This window comes from Planomicrobium sp. CPCC 101079, assembly GCF_007859275.1.
GTDB lineage: Bacteria > Bacillota > Bacilli > Bacillales_A > Planococcaceae > Planococcus.
This window is the reverse complement of record NZ_VOHC01000032.1, coordinates 80,447-104,005: the sequence shown is the minus strand read 5'-3', so window position 1 is coordinate 104,005 and position 23,559 is coordinate 80,447. Positions and strand designations below refer to the sequence as shown.

Sequence of the window (23,559 nt, the reverse complement as noted above, 5' to 3'; positions counted from 1 at the left end):
AAGTGCTTCCCTGGTTTAAAACACCGGGGAAGCACTTTTTTGCCGTATTATTTTGATAGGTTGAATGCCTCTTTTGATACGAAGAAATCTTCTCCGTTATAAACGGTAACGCCGTCCAGCGTCTTAGTAAAAGTCTTGTTGTTCTGTGTTACATGGGCAACGTCTTTGTTGACAGGCAACTCGATGGTTGTCTTGTTCTTTTCTGCCACGAATACCGGGTTGTTTTTATCTGTCACATCTATGCGAGTCTTGTAGCCTTTCTTTTCAAAAGCATCTTTTGCGTTGACGAACAATTTGTCAGAAGTTTTTTCAAGATCAAAGTCCATGAATTCTGCCATTGTTTTAGCAATGTCGGTATTGTCTACCAAACCAAATGGCTTAGAAGGGCCATAAGCATACAAGAAGACGTCTTCGCCAGTGTGTCCGCCAGTTGTATAGCCAATGTTCGCACGTTGTGCGAGCATTTTAACCATATCTGATTGCACGTTTTTCGATGCTTTTAATTTGTTTACTTCGTCTTCAGTCAAGTTATCCAAACCGTAAAGTGCTGCTGCTTCTTCAATGTTAGAGCGGTCAGATTTTAATGTCTTCAAAGCGCCTTCAATTGTCATCGACGCTTTCTTCAAAGGCTCGATATAATCTGAAACCGGAGTTTCAGGATAGCTTGAGTTTGTATTTTGGTTCCCCATCGTGATTCCGCTGTTTCCGTGGTCGCTGACCGCGATAACCATTGTGTTGCCATCTTTCTTCGCAAATTCAACCGCTTCTTTTACTGCAGCGTCAAAAGCCAATACTTCGCTTATGATCCCGATAGTATCGTTCGCATGTGCTGCCCAGTCCACTTTGCTTCCTTCGACAAACAGGAAGAATCCGTCTTCATCTTTTGACAGGGTTTCAATTCCTTTTTTCGTCATGTCAGCAAGAGAAGGCTGGTCATTCGCTGTTGCTTCGCGGTCAAAATCGTAGGCAAGTGCTGAAGGTGCAAATGATCCCCATAGCTTGTCTGAGTCTGAATTCAAAAGCTCGTCTCTTGATTCAACAAAGTCATAGCCGTTTTCATTGATTACATCTACTAGATTTTCACCGTCTACACGTGCATTTTTAGTTGTTCCTGGCTCTAGGGACTCTTTTCCTCCTCCAAGTACAACTTCAATCCCTTGGTAAACTTGCTGCTCAGCAATATCCTGATAGTTAGTGCGGTGAGTAGCGTGGGAAGAGAAGCCTGCAGGCGTTGCGTGCTGAATCTCTGAAGTAGAAATGATGCCTGTAGATTTTCCTTGTAATTCCGCGCCTTCTAATACGTTGGCAACCGGTTTGTAAACATCTTCTGGAGCAACCGGATCGACACCCGGAGAAGTTACAACTTTAGGAAGAAGTCCGACGACTTTATCATTCGATTTGTTGCCAGTCGCTAAAGCAGTTGCAGCTGGGGCGGAATCGGTAATTGCAGATTCTGCAGAATGTGTATGCATACCTCCGACAAGCATGCTATCCAATGTAAGGTCTCCGCCTTTATACCATTTTGCCAGGTTGGTGGCGCCGGCACTAGTTCCGTCCATCACCATCATAATGACATTAGTCGGCTCGTTTTTCTTGTTCTTTGCTTCAATAGCTGGGCCGGTTGTTGCGAAACCTAAAGAAGAAAGGGCTACAGCGGCAGCTATTGAAACGCCAACTGCTTTCTTTTTGAAATTGCTAGTCATTAATATGTTCCTCCTCTAATATATGTACGATTTGTCTTGCTGATATTTATAATAGAGCATGAACATTTCATGAATATGAATTTACGGAAAACTTTATGTAAAACTATGTAAATAAAATAAAGAAAAAATTAACAGGTTAGGTGGAATTTTATTCTATTAAATGGGCGATGCCGATATTAGAATTACTATTTGATAACCTGAAAAAAAGAAAATTGCTTGTGTGGAACAAAAGAACAAACGCAAGTATAATTCAAAGCCGCCTCTAGAGCGGCTTTATTAAATTGCTGGAAGTTGATTTTATTAATATCCAAGAAAATAAGGGGCAGGAGAAGTGTATCGAACGTCGAATGCCGTTAGAAGAGAAAAAGCTGCTAGAAGGAGAGTACACCAGAAGTTAGGGCAGGTGTGTATATTAATCGAAGGAAGGGAGCTGAGATTGTGAAATGGGTTCCGAAAGTGTACACGGGAGAGGAGATAAATGTCTCTTTCACGCCAGCCTTATGCATCCATGCGGCTGAATGTGTAAAAGGGCATCCTCAAGTATTTGATACAAAACGGCGGCCATGGATTATTCCGGATCAAGGGGGAGCGGATGCGGTTGCAGAAGTGATTGCGCGTTGTCCAAGCGGCGCGCTGCAATATCTGAGGAAAGACCAGCGGCCAAACGAATTGCCGGATGCGCCAACGGTAATAACGCCAACTTCTTCGCAGCAATTGTTGGTTAGGGGAGACCTGCGGATTAGCCACGAAGAAGGCGAGCTGAAAACTTACCGCGCTATATTATGCGGATGCGGACACTCGCATAATCAGCCATTCTGCGACAAAAGTTCAATATGCAAAGGAGAGGGGAGCAAGTGATGGACATAAAAACAGGAGAAAACAAATTTTATATAGGAGATAACGAGGTTGAGACAGAAGCAGAAGTCCATTATGTTCCGACAGGCCTTAGCCGGATCATTGTGGATCATACCCATGTAGCCCAAAAATTGCGTGGACAAGGAGTGGGGGAAGCATTGGTGAAAAGAGTGATCGAATTTGCAAGGGAAGAGAAGTTGATGATTGTCCCGCTTTGTCCTTTCGCTAAAAAGCAATTTCAAGTGCATCCGGAATACCAGGACGTTTTAGCAAAGTAATCCAAATCTCAGTTCTTTCAATGTAAGGACAAAAAGCTGAATCTCGAATGGGATTTTTAAAACAGTCCCGTTCGAGATTCAGCTTTTTTATCTTGCTTATTATCAGCACACGAATTAACGCTGAGAAAATTCAATTGCGCTTTGAACGGTAGCGAACGTTAACAGTGCTTTAGTAGGTTCACGCATTTCCGCAATTTCAATCGCGGCTTTTGGCGAGATTCCTGTAACATAAAGCTTGGTGCCCATCAGTCGAAGTACACCTTGAATCATCAGTAACCGGCTGGAGAAGTAGCCTTGTTCCCAAAACACTCCGGAAATATCAATAATAATATGCCGGGAACGATTTTTCTGAACGTATTCGCTCAGCTTGGATGTCAATACTTCAAAACGCTCTCTAGTCATTTCCCCTACCAGCGTAACAGCTCCCATAGTTTCGCTGATTGATAAAATAGGCAGTAAAAGCCGGTTAATCTCTTCATCTTTTTCAGCCAATACTTGACGGTGAAGATATTCCGTCGATACATCGGTTTGTGTTCCGATAAAATACAAGCGGTCTTCGACAGTCACTGGTTCGATGTTTAAGCGATTCCAAAAAGGGCTGCCATCTTTCCGATAATTCTTGAGTGTAACCGTCACACTTTTCCGTATTTCAATGGCTCTCTTGATTTCTTTAATGACCATTGGGTCTGTGTCTTTCCCTTGTAAAAACCGGCAATTGCGCCCTAGAACTTCTTCTCGGGAATAACCCGTCAACGCCTCAAACGTCCGATTCGTATAAATCAAAGGGTTATCCTGTAATTCAGGGTCTGTTACAGAAGTCGCTACGCGGCTTCCATCCAACATTGCTTCAAAAAGCGAAAGTTGGGTGGGATAGCTTAAGGTTTTCAATCAAAACAACTCCAATCGTGTCCTAATGTTGTATTGGACTAAGGAAAATTAAAGAAAGTCAGAGAAGATACGCGCTTTAATCTGGCTTTGTCCCAATCTATTTGTAAACGGTTATTCAAGAATAAGCTGTTGGTTCAGCTAATAACTGTAAAGGAAAGATTTTTGGCATGCCTGCATAGTGAACCATCATTCCTATATTCTTGTATGTAAAGTTACTATGAAATTATACATAACTTTATGCCTCTTAACCAATCATTCACTATTGCCGGCAGAAACGCATCATTCATCTATGCTTGAGTTGAAAACATTGACACTTTTTTTAATATGATTTATTGTTAGAGACGCGATGAGCTCGTTTGCGTAAGACGGACAAGCATTCCTTTTAGGAACACGTTGTGGAGCGTGGCTTGGAACGCCGCAAATTATCGGGAACACCTTGCCTTTGGGCAAGGTGTTTTTTGTTATGCAGAGTTACAGGACGTAAATGAAAGCAACCTTGCGTTGGAAGTAAAGTTGGGGTAGGTTACAGAGGTAGAGAATTTAAAATTAGTGGAATGAAAAGAGGGAGCATTATGAGATTTGGAATTATCGGAACAAATTGGATCACCGATCGGTTTATCAAAGCGGCAAAAGCGCATCCTGATTTTAGCATCGGGGCTGTTTTTTCCAGAACTGAGCAAAAAGGCAGAGAGTTTGCGGAAAAGTATCAAGTCAAAAACGTATATACCGATATGGCGGAAATGTTCCAAAGCGGAACCGTCGACGCTGTATACATTGCATCACCAAATTCGTTCCACGTGGAACATAGCTTACTCGCAATAGAGCATGGCATCCATGTTCTCTGCGAAAAGCCGGCAGTTGTTACCGTCGACGAAATGGACCAGGTGATCGCAGCTTCAAAGAAACATGAAGTGACGTATATGGAGGCGATGAAGTCAACGGTGACGCCGTCTTTCCTTAATTTGAAAAAGAATTTGAATAAAATTGGGCAGCTACGCCGTTTTGTTTTCCATTATAACCAGTATTCTTCCCGGTACGATAAATACAAAGAAGGCATTGTAGAGAATGCTTTCAAGCCTGAACTTGGGAACGGCGCAAAGATGGACTTAGGGGTTTACTGCATCGCGCCTATCGTCCACTTGGCAGGCGAGCCGGAAGCGGTCCTGAAAAATACATATTTGTTGTCTACGGGGGCGGACGGCCAAGGCAGCATGATTTTTGATTACGATGGGGTGGAAGCGGTCATCATGTATTCGAAAATATCCGATTCCTATTTGCCGAGTGAAATCCAAGGCGAGAATGGTGTCATTGAAATTGACCGGATCAGTGATCCAAAGAATATCGTAATCAAGTATAGAGACGGACAGACAGAAGACCTTTCAGTGCCACATGAATTCGATACAATGTATTACGAGCTGGAAGAATTCATCAAGTGCGTAAACAACAAGCAAGTGGAATCAGCCATCAACACACATGAAATCTCCAGGAAAGTCGTGAAACTGCTTCAATAAAGCGACACTGGCATAAGAAAAAGACCCCCTTCTTGTAAGAGAGGGTCTTTAAACTTGTAGACAAAAGAATAATTAACTTTTTAACGGAATAAAGATACACATTTTACCGGAAAGCGACCGGCACCTCTGCTTCAGCCGGACGCTTTCCGCGGGCTCGCGCCGAACGGACTCGGTCCTGGCGTCCCGAGTGGATTTCGGCACTTCGCTTTTCCGCAGGAAAGGCATTGCACGAAGGCTGTTCGGGCAATGCCTTTGCGACGAAGCAGCGCAGCGATGCAGGAGCAGGTGGTTTTCCGCCGGCTTGCGCTCCGGTGCCTATGCAAGAAGTGAATACCCGGTGCCTTGCGCCATCTTTTCCTCCATCCAGACACTTGGGGTGGAGGGAGTCGCCTGGATTCAAGAAAGACACCCAACCGGACCGGCCACGCAGACTCCTGTGGGAGCAGCGCAGCGACTTGAGCGGAAGACCCCGCAGACAAGACATTGGCCGAAGGCAGTGAGGCCAAGTCTTTGCGACGAAGCTAGCGCAGCGATGCAGGAGCAACCGTTTTTCCAGTGGCGAGGAGGCTGAAACCAAGCCCACGGAAAGCGAAGTGGCCGGACCGGTTGGTTTTATGTACCTCTATTCTTTAATCATAGACTTTGTCTACAGTCTGAAAGACCCTCTTCTTGTAAGAGAGGGTCTTTTTCTTATGCTTCAATTTCAACTTCAACACCGAAGTGGTCAGAGACGATGGGTTTGTTGGCGTTGTTGAAAATGACTTTTGAAGAAATGACCGGAAGCGATTTGCTCATTAGGATTAGGTCAATGCGCAAATCTTCTTTGTTGTTGTTCCAGCCTGTAATCTTTCCTTTGACGGTAATGCCTTCATCTTTGTCCTTGGCAAGGGAGTAGGTGTCATAAAGCCCTTGGGCCATCAAATAGTCATAGCCTTCTCCTGTCAAAAAAGCGTTGTTGTTAAAATCACCTAAAAGAAAGAACAACTCTTCCTTGTTTACTTGCTCGAGCAGAACATCTGCTTGATGTTTGAAAGGTTCTTCCACATCGTGCCACCATCCTGTATGGCAAGAGTAGAAAGAGATTGGGGTGCCGTTATAATCAATTTTTGCTCCGACAATTTTACGGGTTTTCCATACATCCGGATCGGTGTCTTTACTGACGAAGAAGGAGTGTTCTTCTATTACGCGATGCTTTGTTAAGATAGCCAAACCTTCTTCAAATTTTCCATAGGTGAAATGAGAGAAATCCCATACAAGCGAATAGCTTTTCATACCGATTTTTTCCAACTGGCGCAATAAGACGACGGCGAAATTATCTTGTGTAAGATTTTCGGTGATCCGTTGCTCTTTGATGGATTGATTGACTTCCTGCAATGCAATCACATCATAATCTTTTTCTTTAATGGCTTGAGCCAAGTGAGTGATCTTTTCGAGTTGATCGTCCTCTAACCAAGCATGGCAGTTCAGCGTAAGCAGTTTCAACTTTATCATCCTCCCAGTCTCTATGATATTTAATTCAAGTTAAGAAAAGCCCGGATGCTAGCGAAGCAATTTCGCAAGCATCCGGGCTTTAAGAGGTGAAGATTAGCTCACTGTACCTGTTTTCGCAGGAGTAATTGAGATAATGTTTTGGTCGTTGGCAGTTACATTGCCAGATTTTTTGAGTTCAATAGTTTGGCCTTCTTCCAGGTTCGTAAAGACAACTGGTGTTACGATAGAGGCTGCATTTTTTTCAATATAATCCAAATCAACTTCCATCAATAGCTGGCCTTGTTCAACAAGATCGCCTTGTTCGATATGCGATGTAAAGCCTTCGCCTTTCAAGTGGACTGTATCGATTCCGATGTGGATCAAGATTTCTGTACCATTGTCTGCTGCGATTCCGATTGCATGTTTTGTCGGGAACACAGTGACAACTTTTCCGTTGACTGGTGAAACGACTTTTCCGTCTGTTGGGCGGATTGCAAAGCCATCGCCAATCATTTTGCCGGAAAATACTTGGTCAGGAGTTTCAGTAATCGGCAAAATTTCTCCCGTAAGCGGGCTGCTGAATTCCAATGCAGCCTTGCTTACCGCAACGTTCTCTTCCTGTTTTGCCGCTTTTGGAGCTGCAGCTTGTGGACGTGGTCTTTTGCCATTGATAATATCTTGCATTTGTCCGCGCAGGCTGTCTGAAACTGGCCCGAAGATTGCCTGGATGTTGTTGCCGACTTCCATGACACCGGAAGCGCCAAGCTTTTTCAGTCTGTTTTTGTCTACATTGTTTTTGTCTTCTACGCTGACGCGCAAGCGGGTGATACAAGCATCAAGGTGCGTGATGTTTTCCTGGCCGCCCATCGCAGCAAGAATTTCATATGGAAGATCGCCGACTTCTTCGCCGTCTTCATCTTCTTCTGTATCTTCTTCACGCCCAGGTGTCATCAAGTTGAATTTTTTAATAGCAAAGCGGAAACCGAAATAGTAAATGACTGAGAAGAAAGCCCCTACGATAAGGACCCACCACCAATCGGTTCTTCCTGGCATAACGCCAAAGAGCAAGAAGTCGATAAGTCCGCCTGAGAAAGTCATACCAATTTTAACATTAAGAATTTGCATGATCATGAACGATAATCCAGCAAAAACAGCGTGGATACCGAAAAGAACCGGTGCAACAAACAAGAAAGAAAATTCAAGTGGTTCTGTGATTCCTGTCAGGAAAGAAGTCAAAGCGGCTGAAGCCATGATTCCGCCGACAACTTTCTTTTTCTCAGGACGTGCGCAGTGGTAAATAGCAAGCGCAGCCGCTGGAAGGCCGAACATCATGAACGGGAACTTACCAGCCATGAATGTACCGGCTGTGAAATCGACGCCGTCCTGCAGCTGGGCGAAGAAGATCCGCTGGTCGCCGCGGATGATTTCGCCAGCCGCGTTTGTGTATGAACCGAATTCAAACCAAAACGGTGAATAGAAAATATGATGCAAACCGAATGGGATCAATGAACGTTCAATTGTCCCGAAGACAAAAGCGGCAAGTGTCCGGTTCGTTTCTAGCATGAAATGCGACAGCGCATTCAATCCGTTTTGGGCGAATGGCCAAACCATGAACATGACAATACCGAGGAACACCGCCGAAAAAGCGGTAACGATAGGTACGAAACGTTTGCCTGCAAAGAATCCAAGGAATTGAGGCAATTTAATGTTGAAGAACCTGTTATACATGAAAGCGGCTAACACACCGACGATGATACCGCCAAAAACGCCTGTTTGAAGTGTTGGAATACCAAGCACCTCGGCGTATTTAGGATCAGTGGTCATTTCGGCAGTGATGTCGCCGAATGCTTTCATTGTGACGTTCATGATCAAGTAACCGATAATGGCTGCTAGACCCGCCACTCCATCGCCGCCGGCAAGGCCAATGGCAACTCCAACTGCGAATAGCAATGGCAGGTTATCAAATACGACTCCGCCGGCTTCCGCCATGACAAACAATAATTTTTGAATCCAGTCAGCGCCGAAGAATGGCACCGCTTCTAAGAACGAGTCTTGTGCAAAGCTCGTTCCGAAAGCCAGCAAAATACCTGCTGCAGGCAAGAGCGCGACCGGAAGCATTAATGCTTTACCGACCTTTTGCATCGTGCCGAACAGGTTGCTGGACTTTGCAGATTTAGTAGACATGAAAAATTCCTCCTTATTGAAAAATAAAAGCTGCAAACCCAATTAAAGCCATTTCATCACAATAAAAAGGCATGAGCAGAAAAGAGATAGGTTGAAAAAGGGGAGACGTCCCCCTTTAAGCAACCTGTACATCTTTTCATACTCATGCCTGATCGAATCAGTAACACGTATGGTTGATTTAGGATTTATGAAGCAAGCGTTGAAGATGAATCGTTAAGTACAATACTTCAGCTTCATCGACCGGCTTATTCAATTGGTTTTGCATGACTTTAATTAGTTTCCAGGCAAGATTATAGCATACAGGGTATTCTTTTTTCAATACCTCTTCTAATTTATTCTCCTCACCCAGTGGCTGGCCTTGGTGTGCCCGGTCGATTGCCCGGTGGAGATGCTGAATGAGCCGGTGATAATCCACATCGTCTCTTTTCAACTGAAGGCTGAGATTGGCCTCGATAAGTTCAACAAGCTGTGAAATAAGAAGGTTGTACCGGTTGATGTCGCGCAACGATTTGTCTGTTACGGCGCTGTGGATATGAAGTGCGATAAAACCGATTTCACCTTCTGGAAAGACAATATTCATTTGTTCTTCCACACGTTTCACTACTGCTTTTGCCACACCATATTCTTTTGGATACAGCGCTTCAATTTCGTATAGAAATGGATTGGAAAAATGCATATCTTTTTTTGCCCGATTGATTGCGAAGGCGAGATGGTCGGTCAATGCGACATGGATATGCTCGTTGAGTTCCTTGCCCATTTCTTTTTCGATAAACAAGAGCAATTCATGGGTAAAGCCGATTAAATTTTCTTCAATATGGGGGATCAAGTTGACATACTGTTCTTTTTCTTTTTCGTCCTTCAGCAGGAACGTTTTATCCGCTTTATCAAATGAGATAGGTTCGCCTTTTGTCCGGTTGAAGCCAAGGCCATTGCCGATCAAGACAACTTCTTTATATATATCATGCTGAGCGATAACTACGTTGTTGTTCAGCACTTTTTTTATAGTCAATATCTGTTTCATTTCAGCCTCCATCCGCCAGCAGGCCATAGGTTGCGTGACTGGCATGCTCAAACAGATCTTTATTCGTTAGTATACGTGGTTACGGATACTTCTTCATTCTTCATTATATTCAATATAGGCATTTAATTCACCATATTCTTATTCTGGCATTTTGGTTTGATGGAGCATCGTTGAGTTTGGAAATGGCTAAGCGTATACTAGCTAAATATATATCAACTGCAAAACTAGGAGGAAGCGCATTGGCAATAAAACCGAAAGCTATTTTTTTGGATATGGACGGCACTCTTTTAAACCATCACAACAAAGTAAGCATGAATACGAAAACGATCATTGATGAGCTCCGGAGCGAAGGCATTTTTGTTTTTATCGCAACCGGAAGATCGTCGGTAGAATTGAAGGAAATGCTTCCGGAAGGCTTCGCGGTAGATGGAATCATCACTGCCAACGGCATGTCTGGATATGTTGAAGAAGAAGCGGTGTTCGAGCATTCGCTGTCGCGTGAGCTGGTGGATACCATCATTGAACGGGCGCGGAAGAACAAAGTCTATTACGAGCTGTTTCCATACAACGAACCTCGAATGGTGCTGCAGCAAGACAGGGAGTATGTGGAAGCTGAAGTCAGGGATCCCCAGCCTGAAGGCGTTGAAATCAATGAATGGATTTCCCGCAAAAAAGCCATCAATGAAGAAATTGCGTGGAAAGAAACGATCACAGGCACTCATTTTTCGAAATTTTATTTCTTTGCAAGATCAAGGGAACACATCAACAACTGGAAAATAGAGCTTAAGCAGCTCCAAAAAGAGATGGCTTTCACGATGACGCCTTCTTCACCGCACAATGCAGAAGTGATGGTCGCAAATGTCAGTAAAGCCAGCGGCATTGAACAGATGCTCGATCATTTCGGATTAACGGGTTGTAAGACCTTGGCAATTGGCGACAGCGATAACGACGTGAAAATGTTCCAATATGTCAGTTATGCGGTAGCCATGAAAAATGCGCCAGACCACATAAAGGCGATTACAGATGACGTAACGGAATTCACATGCGATGAAGACGGTGTCTACCGATACCTAAAATCGAATATCTTGGCAGTGAAAACTCAGTAGTATTTGATAGAAAAAAAGAAAGCTATGACAACACTGTCATAGCTTTCTTTTACTGTTATTCAAGGTTGTCAATCGGTACAGGCTCAATCTCATCGGCAGGCGTGAACCCGAAGACTTTGCTGTAAAAGAAAAATTCTGCATCAAGGGAACGTTTGATGTTTTGGGCCATCCGGAAACCATGGCCTTCGCCTTCAAATGATATATAAGCTACCGGCAAGCCCTTCGCTTTTAGCGCTTCCACCATCAATTCCGCTTGGTTTGGCGGGACGATCTTGTCATCGGTCCCTTGAAAGAAAATGACCGGGCAGGACAATTGGCCGCTAAAGTGAATAGGCGAGCGTTCATAATAGACATCTTTTGCTTCCGGATATGGGCCAAGCAGTCCGTCCATATACCTCGATTCGAATTTATGCGTTTCCTGGGCGAAAATCTCCAGCTCGCTCAATCCGAAATGGCTTGCTCCCGCAGTGTAGACATCGGTAAAGACAAGAGAGGCGAGTGTCGTATATCCGCCGGCGCTGCCGCCGGCGATCGCGACCCGGCTGCTGTCAACTTCCCCGCGTTCAACAAGGTACCTCACTGCATTGGCACAATCCTGCACATCCACAATACCCCAATTGCCTTTTAGCCGTTCGCGGTACTCGCGGCCATAACCGGTGGATCCGCCGTAATTTACATCCACCACCGCAAAGCCGCGGCTGGTCCAATATTGGAGAGCAAGATTGAGTGTCGAAGGGGAGGAACTGGTCGGGCCTCCGTGGACATGCACCAATAAAGGCGGTTTTTCATCGGCTGGAGCCACGTAGTCCGGATTTTTCGGCCGGTAGTAAATGGCATGCGCGGTTTTCCCGCCTTCTGTCGGGTATTCAATCGATTCAGGGATGGATAAGTACTCAGCATCAAGGGCCAAACCGGACGAAGCCTTGATTTCTTTGATACGGATTCCTTCTGGATCCATTCGGATCACACGCGGGAACTCCGTTGGCGAAGCCGCGATAAAAGCGAGCTCCGTACCGTTTGACTGGATAAAAGAAAAAGAGTTGAAACGAACTTCAAAAGGCGCAATGTCCCCGGTTTGCGCATCAATTTTTGCAAGCCGCCGCGACCCGTTTTGGGTGTAAGCGGCGGCTATATTCGTTTCGTCGATAAAGGCATAATCAGACCTGCCGAATATCCAACTTGGCGAACCGAACTCTGCTTCCATCGGGCAGACCGCTTCAACATCGTTGCCCTTTTGGCGCATAATGTTCCACCAGCCTGACTGGTCGGATAGAAAATAGAGCACGCCGCCCGGCGACCAGACCGGCTGAATAATGGATTCCTTCGGTCCACCGGCAACCCGCTTGGCGTTGGAAACGGAGCCATCGCCGTTCAAATCTGCAACCCAAAGCTCGGTTTCATCCCAGGGCATATTCGGATGGTTCCAAGTCACATAAGCCAATTGCTTGGAATCGGGACTGATACGTGGATTGGAGTAGAAATCGTTGCCTGAAATGATGACTTTCTCGTTGCTGCCATCCAAGTCCATTGCAACGATAGCCGTTTCGGCAAAAATTGCCGATTCGCTATGGTCTTCACGCACCCAATACAAACGGCTGCGTAAAGAATCACTTGCTGCATCGGCGTATCGGTAGTTGGAATCTGCAGTAATTGGTTTAATCGCCTGATTTTCAGTTTGCACATAAAGCAAGTTGTCTTCGAAATTGGAAAAATACAAACTGGAGCCATGAACTAAAAAAGGAGCTCCGCCATACTCATGTACACGGGTCCGCACGTTGAAAGGTGCTGGAGTGAGTTCGATCGGGCTGCCATCTGAAGAGTGTTTGACTACGGTGTTGCGCCCTGCTTGCGAAGGCAGTGCTTCTATCCAGTAAAGATCTTGGCCATTCAGCAGTACATGTTCAATGCCGGCAGTATCTTTTGTTATTAAATCTGCCGATATCACAGATTTCCAGCTGCCGTACGGAGCCATTGTTTTTTGAGTCATCGTTTTTTCCTCCCGCTCTATTTGTATGGGTTTTTTCTAGTTTATCATTACGGAACCCGAAATTGTTTAAAAATTTAAACAAATATAGAATTGTGCCAGTTTTATGGAAGGGTATACTTAAGGCAAGACGTCTGGACCTTGGGTTAAACGGCATTATTGGTAAATACAAATCAGTGGAGCTAAGGAGAAGGTTATGGAAATATCGTTGATTAGGCACGGAAAATCACAATTTATTCATAACGGTAAAGTGAATCTTAAGGAATTTGAACAGTGGATCAGGAATTACGATTTGCATGGGATTTCTGAAGAACCTTTTTGCCCTGCAGAGACCTTTCAAAAGGTAACAGCAGCAGACATTATCATCACAAGTGATTTAAAAAGATCCGTAGAATCGGCAAAATTATTAAATCCCCAAAAGGCGGTGATTGCCGATCCCCTGTTTCGGGAAACCGAGTTGCCTATCGGTGCGATTAGGGCATTTAATATTAGACTGAGTCCGGGTTTTTGGGCGGTCTTATTGAGGCTATTGTGGTTTGGCGGGTATTCCACTAAATGCGAATCTTTAAGTGAAGCAAAATTACGGGCAAAAAAGGCGGCACAGCGACTAATCGATTATTCCGGTGAATCCAAAACCGTAGCACTGATTGGCCATGGATTTTTTAATATGATGATAGCGAAGGAATTACAGAAAAAAGGATGGAGAGGCGAAAGAAAACCGGGGGCAAAACATTGGAATTGTGTTTCCTATTCATTGCAAAAATAGATAAGGGCATCCGTTAAGCGTTTCGACGCATTGGCGAATGCCCTGTTTTACTTTGGGCTGAGTTAAATCTCTTGGTTCGTCTTTTATGAGCGGGCACTAATCTGATTAACTAATTGTATATATAAGCATATGCTGATATGCTGTTGTGGAGATGGCGGAACAATCCAGCGCTAGTGGGGTGAGACTATGGAAGTGGAAATTGAAAAGGCAAGCATGGTCTTAAAATTATTAGGAGACAAGACTCGCTTGGCGATGATGAAGCTTTTGGAAAAAAACGAGTGCTGCGTTTGCGAGTTTGTGGCGATTTTTGGTATTAGCCAGTCGGCCATCAGCCAACACCTCCGTAAACTTCGGGACGTCGGGCTCGTGAAAGAGAACCGCAAAGGACAGTGGATCTTTTATTCATTGAACAAGGGAAGCGACATGCACGGGCTTGTGATGAAGATTCTTGAACTCGTCCCAAGCCAAGAGGAACGGATTGCAGAACTAGAAAAACAAGGGCTTAGGGTCAGCTGCGGTTGAAGAAAAAATTACTTTAAATTGAAAAGGAGTTATATATAATGGCGAAAAAAACTTTGTATTTTCTTTGCACTGGAAACTCATGCCGGAGCCAAATGGCTGAAGGATGGGGGAAAGAAATTCTTGGAGATGAGTGGCAAGTGCTGAGTGCGGGAATTGAAGCACATGGCTTAAACCCCAATGCGGTAAAAGCGATGAACGAAGTTGAAATCGATATTTCAAATCAAACATCGGATATCATTGACAACGACATCTTAAACAATGCTGATTTTGTTGTAACGTTATGCGGGGATGCGGCGGATAAATGCCCAATGACACCGCCGCATGTCAGACGAGAGCACTGGGGATTCCCAGATCCGGCAAAAGCGGAAGGAACGGAAGAAGAGAAATGGACGGTTTTTCAAAATGTCCGCGATGCAATCGGCTCCCGCATCAAACAATTCGCGGAGACCGGGAACTGATAAAGCTGCTGAAATAGAAATTGGGTTGAGCAAAGGGAAACTCGGGTATTTATAAAGAATCTAGAGTGCAAAAGCCAGTGGAATCTTGCAAGTTGGAAGAATAAATGAACTGTAATGAGTTGAACATTCATTCTAAGTTGGAGGTGCCGATTATGCATAAAGTAGTGATTCTTGGGACAGGCCCGGCTGGCCTCACGGCGGCAATCTATTTGGCCAGAGCGAATATGAACCCTTTGGTCATCGAAGGAGACCAGCCAGGGGGACAATTGACGCTGACCACTGAAATCGAAAATTTCCCCGGTTTTGTAGATGGCATTATGGGACCGGAATTGATGGACAACATGCGCAAACAGGCAGAACGCTTCGGGGCAGTTTTCAAAAGCGGCTGGGCGACAGCTGTCGACACGTCGCAACGGCCATTCAAACTGCAAGTCGGCGGTTTAGGCGAAATTCAAACAGAAGCCTTGATCTTGTCTACCGGTGCATCAGCAAAACTGCTTCAGATTCCAGGAGAGCTCGAAAGTATCGGAACAGGCGTCAGTACATGTGCAACATGTGACGGCTTTTTCTACCGCGGGAAAAAAATCATTGTGGTAGGCGGCGGCGACTCAGCCATGGAAGAAGCAAGCTTCTTAACCCGATTTGCTTCAGAAGTCGTCGTAGTGCATCGCCGGAGTGAGCTGCGCGCATCGAAAATCATGCAGGACCGCGCCCGCCAAAACGAGAAAATTTCTTGGCAATTGAACAATACGCCGGTTGAAGTGCTCAATGATGGACAAAAGGTGAGCGGGCTCAAAGTACGGAATGGGGAAACGGGGGAACTGGAAGTAATTGAAGCAGATGGTATTTTCGTTGCCATCGGCCATACTCCAAACACCGCATTCCTGAATGGCCAGATTGATACGGACGAAACCGGCTATATTCAGGTGACGCCGGGCACAACAGAAACGAACATCCCGGGCATCTTTGCTTGCGGCGATGTGCAGGACAAGAAATACCGCCAAGCCGTCACCGCTGCAGGGTCCGGCTGCATGGCAGCGATGGATACTGAACGTTTTCTAGAAGGGCAGGAAATTGTGGATTGGAGCCAGACCTTATCGGAACCTTCTTACGACAAAGCCAAATAGAAAATTGCTGGGATTGCATTGCCGAATAAAAGAACCACGTAAAAAAATAAAGGGTTCTTTTTGGAATACAAACTTAAAAAACACCTCATTTCGTAGCGGATTCCGGAAATTTGGAACGTCTACGGCGGAGGTGTTTTTTTTATCACTGGTTTCGCTGCCCATCGCAAAACTTCAACTCTGAAATGGAACTGCATGCTAAATCGCAATGCCTGATACAGAGCCCTTTGCTTTTTCTGCTAAATTTTCCGGCAGTATTTCTCGAAATAAAAGAACCCATACAGTATTATTCACTCAAATTTATAAAGAAATCATATAAATCATCCACTTTATAAGCTTTGAATAAAAGTTCTTTCTGGTTATATACAAGAATTGCTGGAAACTGTTCAATCCCTAATTCTTTTTTGTAATCTGCAACGTAATCTTCATTGTACTCTATCCATCCCGCTACGGCGCTGTGCTCTGTGCCTTCCAGTATGTTTAATACATTGCTGTACATGGAATCTTGCATCTCCATAGGCAGATTTTCTCCATGTTCGTACATTACTACAATATTATAACCATCGATGTGCGATAGAAATTGTGAATATTTTTCCTCGTAGGACATCTCCAATAAAATGATTTTATCTGAATGGCCTTCAAAAAAAGTTCCTCTTGGCGGGCTGACTAACACTTTTTGCCCCTTTTTTATATCAGCGATGAAGGCTTCAGTTCCATCTTCGTGTATTATTCGGGTTTCTTTTGAAAAATTAGCAGTATAAGAATAGCCTTCGTCTGTCAAATCAGGCTGTCTATCCCGCTTTTCCCATTCAGAAATATCAACCACAATGTTGTTTTTGTTTTCATTAACTTCCCATACTATTCCTATCATTTTATCATCTTCATAATGCCCGTATGGGTATTCTCCGTTAACTCCTGTACTTTTACCGCATGCAGAAACAAAGAAGCCCATAAATAAAATAGTTACTAAGCAAAAAATTTTTCGTGGCAAGTTCTTTCCGCCTCTCTCAAACAGACAGCTTATTTCAATAACATTCCTTCACCATTCTTATTCATAGTTAAATCTGTTGCAGTTCCAGACAAAACAGAAAAATTAAAAGAAATAAAAAATAACTGAATTATTAAACTAATTTGCCGTATAATGATGGCTAAACGATAGGTGCTGAAAGTCGATAGACCGGTGCGTACCGACAGGAAGGATTGAATCTTATATGGTTTTGATCAAATGGATCTCTGAAAAATTGCCTTTACTTATTTTACTTGTGGCGGTAAGCACTTATTTTTCACCCGTTTACTGGCAAGTATCTTCATGGGTGCCTAGTATTCTTTTAGGCGTTGTCATCTTTTTTGCCGGGTTGTCAATGAACTTGGAAGCGTTCAAAGGGATACGCAAGAAATCAAAAGAATTGATGCTGTTGATGGGCTTGAAGTGGACGCTGACAGTGACCGTTTCGATTGTGTTGGCATATGGTTTCTTTTCATCACAGCCTGAAATCGCCGCTGGAATGATTTTGGCGGGAACCGTGCCAAGTGCGACAGCTGCCACGGTCTACACTTTTTTGGCGGGGGGCAACGCCTCATTGGTCGTAGCTGCGTCTTTGCTCGATATTGCAATCAGCCCAATCGTCACACCGCTTGCAATGCTCGGTGTGGGCGGTGAACAAGTGTCTATGTCCTTTTTTGATTTGCTCCAGTCTTTTCTTTTAATCGTCGTCATGCCTATGGGGCTCGGCTTGCTGGTGCAACAAGGAGTGGCGGGATTGAAAGACTATTCTAAAGCCGTGACGAAATTGGGTTCGTCTTTAGCTCTGCTGCTGATTGTCCACACCATTATAGGCAGCGGAAAAGAAGCAATTTCATCAGAAGTGGAATTGATTCCGCTTGTTGCCGGAACAACGTTCATTCAAGTTGTCTTTCCCATGGGTGCGGCTTATTTCATTGCAAAAAAGCTGCGGCTGGAAGAAGGAGACGCGCGGGCCGCATTGTTCCAGGTAGGTTTGTGCAATACAGCCCTTGCCGCGATTTTGGCTTTCAGGTTCATCGGAGAACTCGGTACAGTTGCACCGATTTTCAATATGATCTTTAACTTATCGATTGGGGCATGGATTGCCGGTTGGTTCAGTAAAAAGGATGCTTTGGAAGAGAACAGGCTTAGAAAATTACGCATCCAGGATTAGAATGCAGCCGACTTTTTCTTTTTCGGATTTAGTACATGTTTCTTTCTCAGAAAGGTATTTAACATTTCCGAACTCAACAACATCGCCAAAATGAAAAAAGCGACCACAAAAGGGAAGATGGCGATTGTGGATTGCGAGGCGAGAAAGCCGAGAAGGGGCGGCAAAAGGGAACTGCCCGTATAGGCGGCTGCCATTTGATAGCCCATGATTGACTGCGAGTGCGCTTTTCCGAAATGCGCCGGGGTTTCGTGCAGCATGCTCGGGAAAATTGGGGCTAAACCCAAACCAATCAAGACAAATCCGATAAGCGAGAAACTGGCTGGAAGCGGAAACAGCAGTAGGAGCGCACCCGCAAGAGCAGTTGATTGCCCTGTACGGATAAGCACGCGGTTGCTGGCCTTTAATGACAGGAAGCCCGTCACAAACCTTCCGATTGTGATGCCGCCAAAATAGAGCGATATCCATTTGGCAGCTGTTTCGACGGACAGGTCTTTCACATTAATAAGAAAACTGCTTCCCCAAAGCCCAATGCCAGACTCCGCTCCGCAATAAAACAAAAAAGCAACTAACGTCAGTTTGACCCCTTTGATTTGAAACGGTTTTATACTCTCGAATTCTATGCCTTTCTCTTCTTTCTCGGCTGCCAAAGGTGAAGCGGCCACTTTATCCCACAAAGGCAGCGCAAGGAAAAGAATAACAACGAGAACAAACTGAATGCCGGCAATCGCCAAGTAGCCGTTTCGCCACGAATTATTCCCTGAAATAAAAGAAGCCATTACAACCGGCCCAAGGGTAGCCCCTACTCCCCAAAAGCAATGCAGCCAACTCATATGATGCGCTTTGTAATGCGCGGCGACATAATGGTTCAACCCTGCATCAATCGCTCCCGCTCCAAGGCCAAGAGGAATCGCACAAAGGAATAGCCAGAAGAGTGATGGGGAAAAATAGAACCCCAGTAATGCTGCGGCTGTCATAAAGGAACTCACAAAAGTGACTTTCCCCGTTCCAAAACGCTTCAGTATAATTCCACTTGCCAAACTCGAGACGATTGTTCCTCCCGCTATCATCATAAAAAGCAGGCCGGCGGTTTCAATCGGCGCTCCAAAATCCGATTGCATGACGGGCCAAGTAACTCCTAGTATTGAGTCAGGCAAACCCAGACTGATAAAAGCCAAATAGATAAGGACTAGAAAAAATGCGGACATCTGAAAACCTCCTTGAACTGTGTATCAAGCGCTTTTTTTAAAAAAATTCAATGTGCCATATTGTCTGGGAACTATTTCCCTGTGCCACAAGGAAAAGCATTGTTTATGCTATAGTACAAGTTAATAGAAAAAATTGCGCGCAGAAAAGAAAGAATTTTCGATGAATAGTGATTTGGTGAAAGAAGTTTTATCGGTCTTAATAGAAGGGTATGCGGACTAGAAGGAGGCTGCTTAGGCATTCAAAAAGGCAGCCAAGATCTCCCATCCACTATAGGTAAAGGAGTGCAGGCAGCATATGGCAGCATCTAAAATGGAAAGTATCGAGCAGCAAGCCCTTAACAGGTATCGGCAATTGGAAAAAGAAAGCAAAGAACATTCGGCAACTGGCCCGGAGGAAATGGACAAAATGCTCGTGCGTTCAAGCGTCATAAATGCACAGGACACATTATCCATAGAGCGTATCATCAACAAAAACGACTTATTGCCCATCGCTTATTTGGAAGCGGGAACTAAAGCGAGCCGGGCGGTGTGCCGGATTACAATCCGAAACCGCAATGGCCAGATCCAAGGCTACGGTACGGGTTTTTTAGTATCCCCGACACTTCTTTTGACGAATAATCATGTACTGGATACGAGTGAAGCAGCTTTGTATGCAGCCGCTGAATTTAATTATGAAAATGATACAAGCTTCACGCCGCGTGAAATCAGCAGTTTCAATTTTGAGCCCGACAAACTGTTCATTACTGATGAAACGCTCGATTTTACACTCGTCGCCATTCAAGCAACAGCGGCAGACGGCAAAAAACTTTCCGACTTCGGCTATTTGCCGCTTTTATCCCAAAAAGGAAAAGTGCTTGAAGGCGAATTTGTTTCCATTATCCAGCACCCGAAAGGCGGGCCAAAGGCGGTGACCGTCAGGGAAAACGAAGTGCGCTTTTTAGCACCTGATTTTATTCATTACGTCAGCGATACAGAAGCCGGATCCTCTGGTTCTCCTGTATTCAACGACCAGTGGGTGGTGGTGGCGCTTCACCATGCAGCAGTTAGCGATCCGGATAACGGCGCAGATTGGATGGCCAACGAAGGAGTACGGATCAGTTCCATTCTCGCTTTTTTGCATGAGCAGAATAATACAGCTCCCAACGCTTTGTTGAATCCGCTTTTGCAAGGGGTGAATGCGCCTGGCTCAGCAGCTCCAGTGGAAGTGGGGCAGCTTGGCGAAGAATGGTATAGCAGCGTGTCGGGATATGACCCTGCGTTTCTGGGCACGGATTTTAACGTTCCACTGCCGGAGTTGGCGGCTGAAATCGCATCCGATAGAGCACAGCTGAAAGATGGCAAATCGGTTTTGGATTATACGCATTTTTCCATTGTCATGAGCAAGAAGAGAAGACTGGCGTTCTATACCGCAGTCAATATTGACGGCAATGAGCTGGTCGATGTGAAACGCGGAAATGACAAATGGTATTTCGATCCGCGGCTTGATGAAGCCTTCCAAAGCGGGCCCGAATTGTACGAAAAGAATGATCTTGACCGTGGCCATTTGACCCGCCGCCAGGACCCGAATTGGGGAGTGGATGCAATCCGGGCAAATGAGCACACGTTCCATTTTACAAACTGTGCACCACAACATAAAAATTTCAATCAGAAAACCTGGCTTGGCCTTGAAGATTATATTCTAAAGAATGCAGAAGCGCATAGCCTGAAAGTGACTGTGTTCACTGGTCCCGTGTTTCGGGAAGACGACCCGCTGTACCGGGAGGAATTTAAAATTCCGGCTGAATTCTGGAAACTTGCCGTTATGAAAAAAGATGAGAATACACTTACCGCAACAGCGTATTTGCAAACACAACGGAACTTGATCGATAATGTGGAATTCGCTTACGGCGATTATCAGACATATCAAGTGCCAATAACCCAAATAGAAAAATTGACGCATCTGGATTTTGGGGAGCTTAACAAGCATGATGCATTAGCTGGAAACGATACAGGAGTCGCAATCAACCGCTTGGAAGATATCCAGCTTTAACACAAATTCGGACGTCCGCAGAGGCTTCAACAGCTTCTGCGGATTTTTTTGTGGAGCTGTAGGCAGATGCCCAGAAAAGCTAGCAGCCACTGTTCATATAATAGTCACTTACAAAAAGAACTAAAAAACGTATACTAATTGGGGTAGTAAAGCGTGGTCGGATGGCATTAAAAGGAGATTTTAAAATGAACAAAGGCAAAGAGGGCAAGCCTGCAGCAAAAGGAACGTCAAAAGCTAACAATATGTACAAGACCATTTGGAGATGGCATTTTTATGCGGGCATCATTTTTGCTCCGATTTTGATTTTACTGGCTGTGACAGGATCCGTTTATTTGTTTAAAGCTGAAATTGAAGAAACGATTTATCAGAATTACTATGAAGTAACCCCCCAAGGAGAACAACTTTCCGCTTCTGAACAAGTAGAGGAAGTGAAGCGGCTGTATCCGGAGGCACTTATTACTCAATATCGCCCTGGAGAAGATGAAGCGCGTTCCAGCGAGGTCACCATAATGGAAAACGATGGATCATTTACTGTTTTTATCAATCCATACACCGGTGAATCGATGGGCACATTAAACAACGACGACCGGATCATGGAAAAAATTGAAAAAATCCATGGGGAATTAATGGCTGGGACAATAGGCGACCGTATTGTAGAGCTGGTGGCTTGCTGGACAATTGTTTTAATGATTACAGGAATTTATTTATGGATGCCTAAAAAGAAAAAAGGCTTGGCTGGTGTTCTTTTCCCGCGTTTGAATAGAGGCAAAAAGATCTTAAGAAGGGATTTGCACGCAGTTCCCGCGTTTTGGGTAATGGCGGGCTTATTGTTTTTAGTCCTGACGGGCTTGCCTTGGTCTGGATTTTGGGGAAACAACTTTCAAACTATAATCACCAATTCCGGCGCAGGTTATCCGCCTTCTGTTTGGGTCGGAGACACGCCTGTTTCAGCTGCCCAAACAAAAGATATCGCGGAAGTCCCGTGGGCAGCAGAAACCTTGGATGTGCCTTTATCGAAAATCCAAGGGCTGGTTCCGCTGTCGCTCGATAAAGTGATTGAAACGGCGGAACAATACAACATTTATCCGGGTTATACAGTTTTCATTCCGCAAGAGCCGGAAGGGGTATACACCTTATCCATTTTTTCTCCGAAAGCCCAAGATGAAGCAACAATGCATATCGATCAATACACAGGTGCTGTTTTGGCCGATTACCGCTACGGCAATTACGGGATTATCGGGAAAGTGGTTGCTTGGGGCATCACTTTGCACAAAGGTACTCAATTCGGCTTGCCGAACCAGCTTATTAGCTTGTTTGTTTGCTTGAGTGTTATTTTCGTGGCAGTCAGCGGCATTTATTTGTGGTGGAAGCGAAAGCCGCAAAAAGGGATGGGGGCTCCTGCAGCTCCTGCCCTTGTCCAGAAAAAGCCGTTCCTATTGTTAATGATTGGATTAGGAATCCTGTTTCCTCTCGTTGGCCTCTCTATTCTATTTGTCTGGCTGATGGACTGGGTGTTAATCCAGCGGTTGCCAGTTGTTAAAAAGTGGTTGAATGCATAAGGTCAGAAGGGAGAGGTTTCTTTGGAAAAATTCACGGTACTTGCCATTCTATTGCCGAGCCTGCTCTTTTTGAGCGCTTGTTCTGTCCGAAGCGACGCCGCGGATCTTTATACACAAGAAGCGCCTATTGAAGCAGAGATCAATTTGCCGGAAACCATTTCAGCAAACGATAAAATAACGGTTCAAGCGGTCTTGACGCAACAAGGAAAAGAGCTGGAAGAAGCAGATTTTGTTCACTTTGAAATTTGGAAGCAAGACGGATCGGTAAGATATCCGATGCAAGAAGCTGAGGATGTTGGGGGCGGAGTCTATCAGGTAATGGCTGACTTTGTAAAAGAAGGTCTCTATTACATCGAAGTCCACGCCGGAAATAAAGGCGCTCTTATCAGTCCGCAAAAGCAATTTGTCGTAGGCGAACTTTCAAGTAGCGATTTGGAAGCGTTAAAACAAGGCCCGAAAAAAAGCGAAGGAACATCTGGCCACCATCATTAAAAAATTGCAATTTTCCTGAAGATAAAAGGGGAATTGCTTTTTTAATAGAAAAACAATTAGTCCTTTAAAATATTTTTTTGTAAAACCTTGTAGTTTGCAGCCAGACGTTATATGATATAAAACGTAATCGCTACTATTTAAAAAGAAGCTGTTCTTTGCTGAGGCTATCGACAGGTAGGAACAAACGAAATAAAGAACAGATGGAACTTACGAAACAAAATGTTTAG

Annotated in this window: 21 protein-coding genes; 12 read left to right on the top strand and 9 right to left on the bottom strand. The window is 44.7% G+C overall.

What is annotated here, in order from left to right:
* Window positions 1–47: 47 nt before the first annotated feature.
* On the bottom strand, window positions 48–1,703 hold the full coding sequence (locus FQV28_RS17755; RefSeq protein ID WP_146497854.1) for an alkaline phosphatase: 1,656 nt from the start codon (window positions 1,701–1,703) through the stop codon (window positions 48–50).
* A 438-nt stretch (window positions 1,704–2,141) separates the two neighbouring features.
* Between FQV28_RS17755 and FQV28_RS17750 the strand changes: the two genes are divergently transcribed.
* The gene (locus FQV28_RS17750; protein WP_222433283.1) at window positions 2,142–2,561 is read left to right on the top strand and encodes a (4Fe-4S)-binding protein; all 420 of its coding nucleotides are present in this window, start codon (window positions 2,142–2,144) and stop codon (window positions 2,559–2,561) included.
* Entirely contained in the window at window positions 2,561–2,836 is a 276-nt protein-coding gene (locus tag FQV28_RS17745) for a GNAT family N-acetyltransferase (protein ID WP_146497853.1), read from the top strand. Before FQV28_RS17750 ends, FQV28_RS17745 begins: the two co-directional genes overlap by 1 nt.
* A gap of 114 nt (window positions 2,837–2,950) precedes the next feature.
* Here the strand turns inward: FQV28_RS17745 and ytvA are convergent, their stop codons facing one another.
* Window positions 2,951–3,724, bottom strand: a complete 774-nt coding sequence (ytvA, locus tag FQV28_RS17740) for a YtvA family blue-light photoreceptor (RefSeq protein ID WP_146497852.1) — start codon at window positions 3,722–3,724, stop codon at window positions 2,951–2,953.
* Between the two features lie 572 nt (window positions 3,725–4,296).
* Here ytvA and FQV28_RS17735 point away from each other — a divergent pair.
* On the top strand, window positions 4,297–5,235 hold the full coding sequence (locus tag FQV28_RS17735) for a Gfo/Idh/MocA family protein (RefSeq protein ID WP_146497851.1): 939 nt from the start codon (window positions 4,297–4,299) through the stop codon (window positions 5,233–5,235).
* Window positions 5,236–5,338: 103 nt separating this feature from the next.
* Here FQV28_RS17735 and FQV28_RS17730 read toward each other — a convergent pair whose 3' ends face one another.
* The 4 genes from FQV28_RS17730 to glcT all read right to left on the bottom strand — a co-directional run bounded on the left by FQV28_RS17730 (window position 5,339) and on the right by glcT (window position 9,910).
* Window positions 5,339–5,635, bottom strand: a complete 297-nt coding sequence (locus tag FQV28_RS17730; RefSeq protein WP_146497850.1) for a hypothetical protein — start codon at window positions 5,633–5,635, stop codon at window positions 5,339–5,341.
* A gap of 290 nt (window positions 5,636–5,925) precedes the next feature.
* On the bottom strand, window positions 5,926–6,717 hold the full coding sequence (locus FQV28_RS17725; protein ID WP_146497849.1) for an endonuclease/exonuclease/phosphatase family protein: 792 nt from the start codon (window positions 6,715–6,717) through the stop codon (window positions 5,926–5,928).
* 102 nt (window positions 6,718–6,819) lie between these two features.
* Window positions 6,820–8,889 (bottom strand): glucose-specific PTS transporter subunit IIBC, encoded by a 2,070-nt coding sequence (gene ptsG / locus FQV28_RS17720; protein ID WP_146497848.1) that lies wholly within the window; start codon window positions 8,887–8,889, stop codon window positions 6,820–6,822.
* A 178-nt stretch (window positions 8,890–9,067) separates the two neighbouring features.
* Entirely contained in the window at window positions 9,068–9,910 is an 843-nt protein-coding gene (gene glcT / locus FQV28_RS17715) for a glucose PTS transporter transcription antiterminator GlcT (RefSeq protein WP_146497847.1), read from the bottom strand.
* A gap of 239 nt (window positions 9,911–10,149) precedes the next feature.
* Here glcT and FQV28_RS17710 point away from each other — a divergent pair, with 239 nt between their 5' ends.
* Window positions 10,150–11,016 (top strand): HAD family hydrolase, encoded by an 867-nt coding sequence (locus FQV28_RS17710; RefSeq protein ID WP_146497846.1) that lies wholly within the window; start codon window positions 10,150–10,152, stop codon window positions 11,014–11,016.
* A 55-nt stretch (window positions 11,017–11,071) separates the two neighbouring features.
* Here the strand turns inward: FQV28_RS17710 and FQV28_RS17705 are convergent, their stop codons facing one another.
* Window positions 11,072–13,003, bottom strand: coding sequence for a S9 family peptidase (locus FQV28_RS17705; protein WP_146497845.1), 1,932 nt, complete (start codon window positions 13,001–13,003; stop codon window positions 11,072–11,074).
* A 193-nt stretch (window positions 13,004–13,196) separates the two neighbouring features.
* Here FQV28_RS17705 and FQV28_RS17700 point away from each other — a divergent pair, with 193 nt between their 5' ends.
* The 4 genes from FQV28_RS17700 (at window position 13,197) to trxB (ending at window position 15,873) form a co-directional block, all read left to right on the top strand.
* Window positions 13,197–13,766: a histidine phosphatase family protein gene (locus FQV28_RS17700; protein ID WP_146497844.1), complete on the top strand. Its 570-nt coding sequence runs from the start codon at window positions 13,197–13,199 to the stop codon at window positions 13,764–13,766.
* 186 nt (window positions 13,767–13,952) lie between these two features.
* The gene (locus FQV28_RS17695) at window positions 13,953–14,288 is read left to right on the top strand and encodes an ArsR/SmtB family transcription factor (RefSeq protein ID WP_146497843.1); all 336 of its coding nucleotides are present in this window, start codon (window positions 13,953–13,955) and stop codon (window positions 14,286–14,288) included.
* A gap of 38 nt (window positions 14,289–14,326) precedes the next feature.
* Complete coding sequence (gene arsC / locus FQV28_RS17690) at window positions 14,327–14,746, top strand: arsenate reductase (thioredoxin) (RefSeq protein WP_146497842.1); 420 nt, start codon at window positions 14,327–14,329, stop codon at window positions 14,744–14,746.
* A gap of 152 nt (window positions 14,747–14,898) precedes the next feature.
* A complete protein-coding gene (trxB, locus tag FQV28_RS17685) occupies window positions 14,899–15,873 on the top strand; it encodes a thioredoxin-disulfide reductase (RefSeq protein WP_146497841.1) in 975 nt (324 codons plus the stop codon).
* Between the two features lie 283 nt (window positions 15,874–16,156).
* Here the strand turns inward: trxB and FQV28_RS17680 are convergent, their stop codons facing one another.
* A complete protein-coding gene (locus FQV28_RS17680; RefSeq protein ID WP_146497840.1) occupies window positions 16,157–16,861 on the bottom strand; it encodes a hypothetical protein in 705 nt (234 codons plus the stop codon).
* A gap of 220 nt (window positions 16,862–17,081) precedes the next feature.
* Between FQV28_RS17680 and FQV28_RS17675 the strand changes: the two genes are divergently transcribed.
* Window positions 17,082–18,047, top strand: coding sequence for a bile acid:sodium symporter family protein (locus FQV28_RS17675; RefSeq protein WP_146497839.1), 966 nt, complete (start codon window positions 17,082–17,084; stop codon window positions 18,045–18,047).
* Here FQV28_RS17675 and FQV28_RS17670 read toward each other — a convergent pair.
* Entirely contained in the window at window positions 18,044–19,252 is a 1,209-nt protein-coding gene (locus FQV28_RS17670; RefSeq protein ID WP_146497838.1) for an MFS transporter, read from the bottom strand. The two genes, FQV28_RS17675 and FQV28_RS17670, sit on opposite strands and share 4 nt — an antisense overlap.
* Window positions 19,253–19,547: 295 nt before the next feature.
* Between FQV28_RS17670 and FQV28_RS17665 the strand changes: the two genes are divergently transcribed.
* The 3 genes from FQV28_RS17665 (at window position 19,548) to FQV28_RS17655 (ending at window position 23,332) form a co-directional block, all read left to right on the top strand.
* The gene (locus tag FQV28_RS17665) at window positions 19,548–21,281 is read left to right on the top strand and encodes a DNA/RNA non-specific endonuclease (RefSeq protein WP_146497837.1); all 1,734 of its coding nucleotides are present in this window, start codon (window positions 19,548–19,550) and stop codon (window positions 21,279–21,281) included.
* 185 nt (window positions 21,282–21,466) lie between these two features.
* Window positions 21,467–22,840 (top strand): PepSY-associated TM helix domain-containing protein, encoded by a 1,374-nt coding sequence (locus FQV28_RS17660; protein ID WP_146497836.1) that lies wholly within the window; start codon window positions 21,467–21,469, stop codon window positions 22,838–22,840.
* 21 nt (window positions 22,841–22,861) lie between these two features.
* Entirely contained in the window at window positions 22,862–23,332 is a 471-nt protein-coding gene (locus FQV28_RS17655) for a FixH family protein (RefSeq protein ID WP_146497835.1), read from the top strand.
* Window positions 23,333–23,559: the final 227 nt, after the last annotated feature.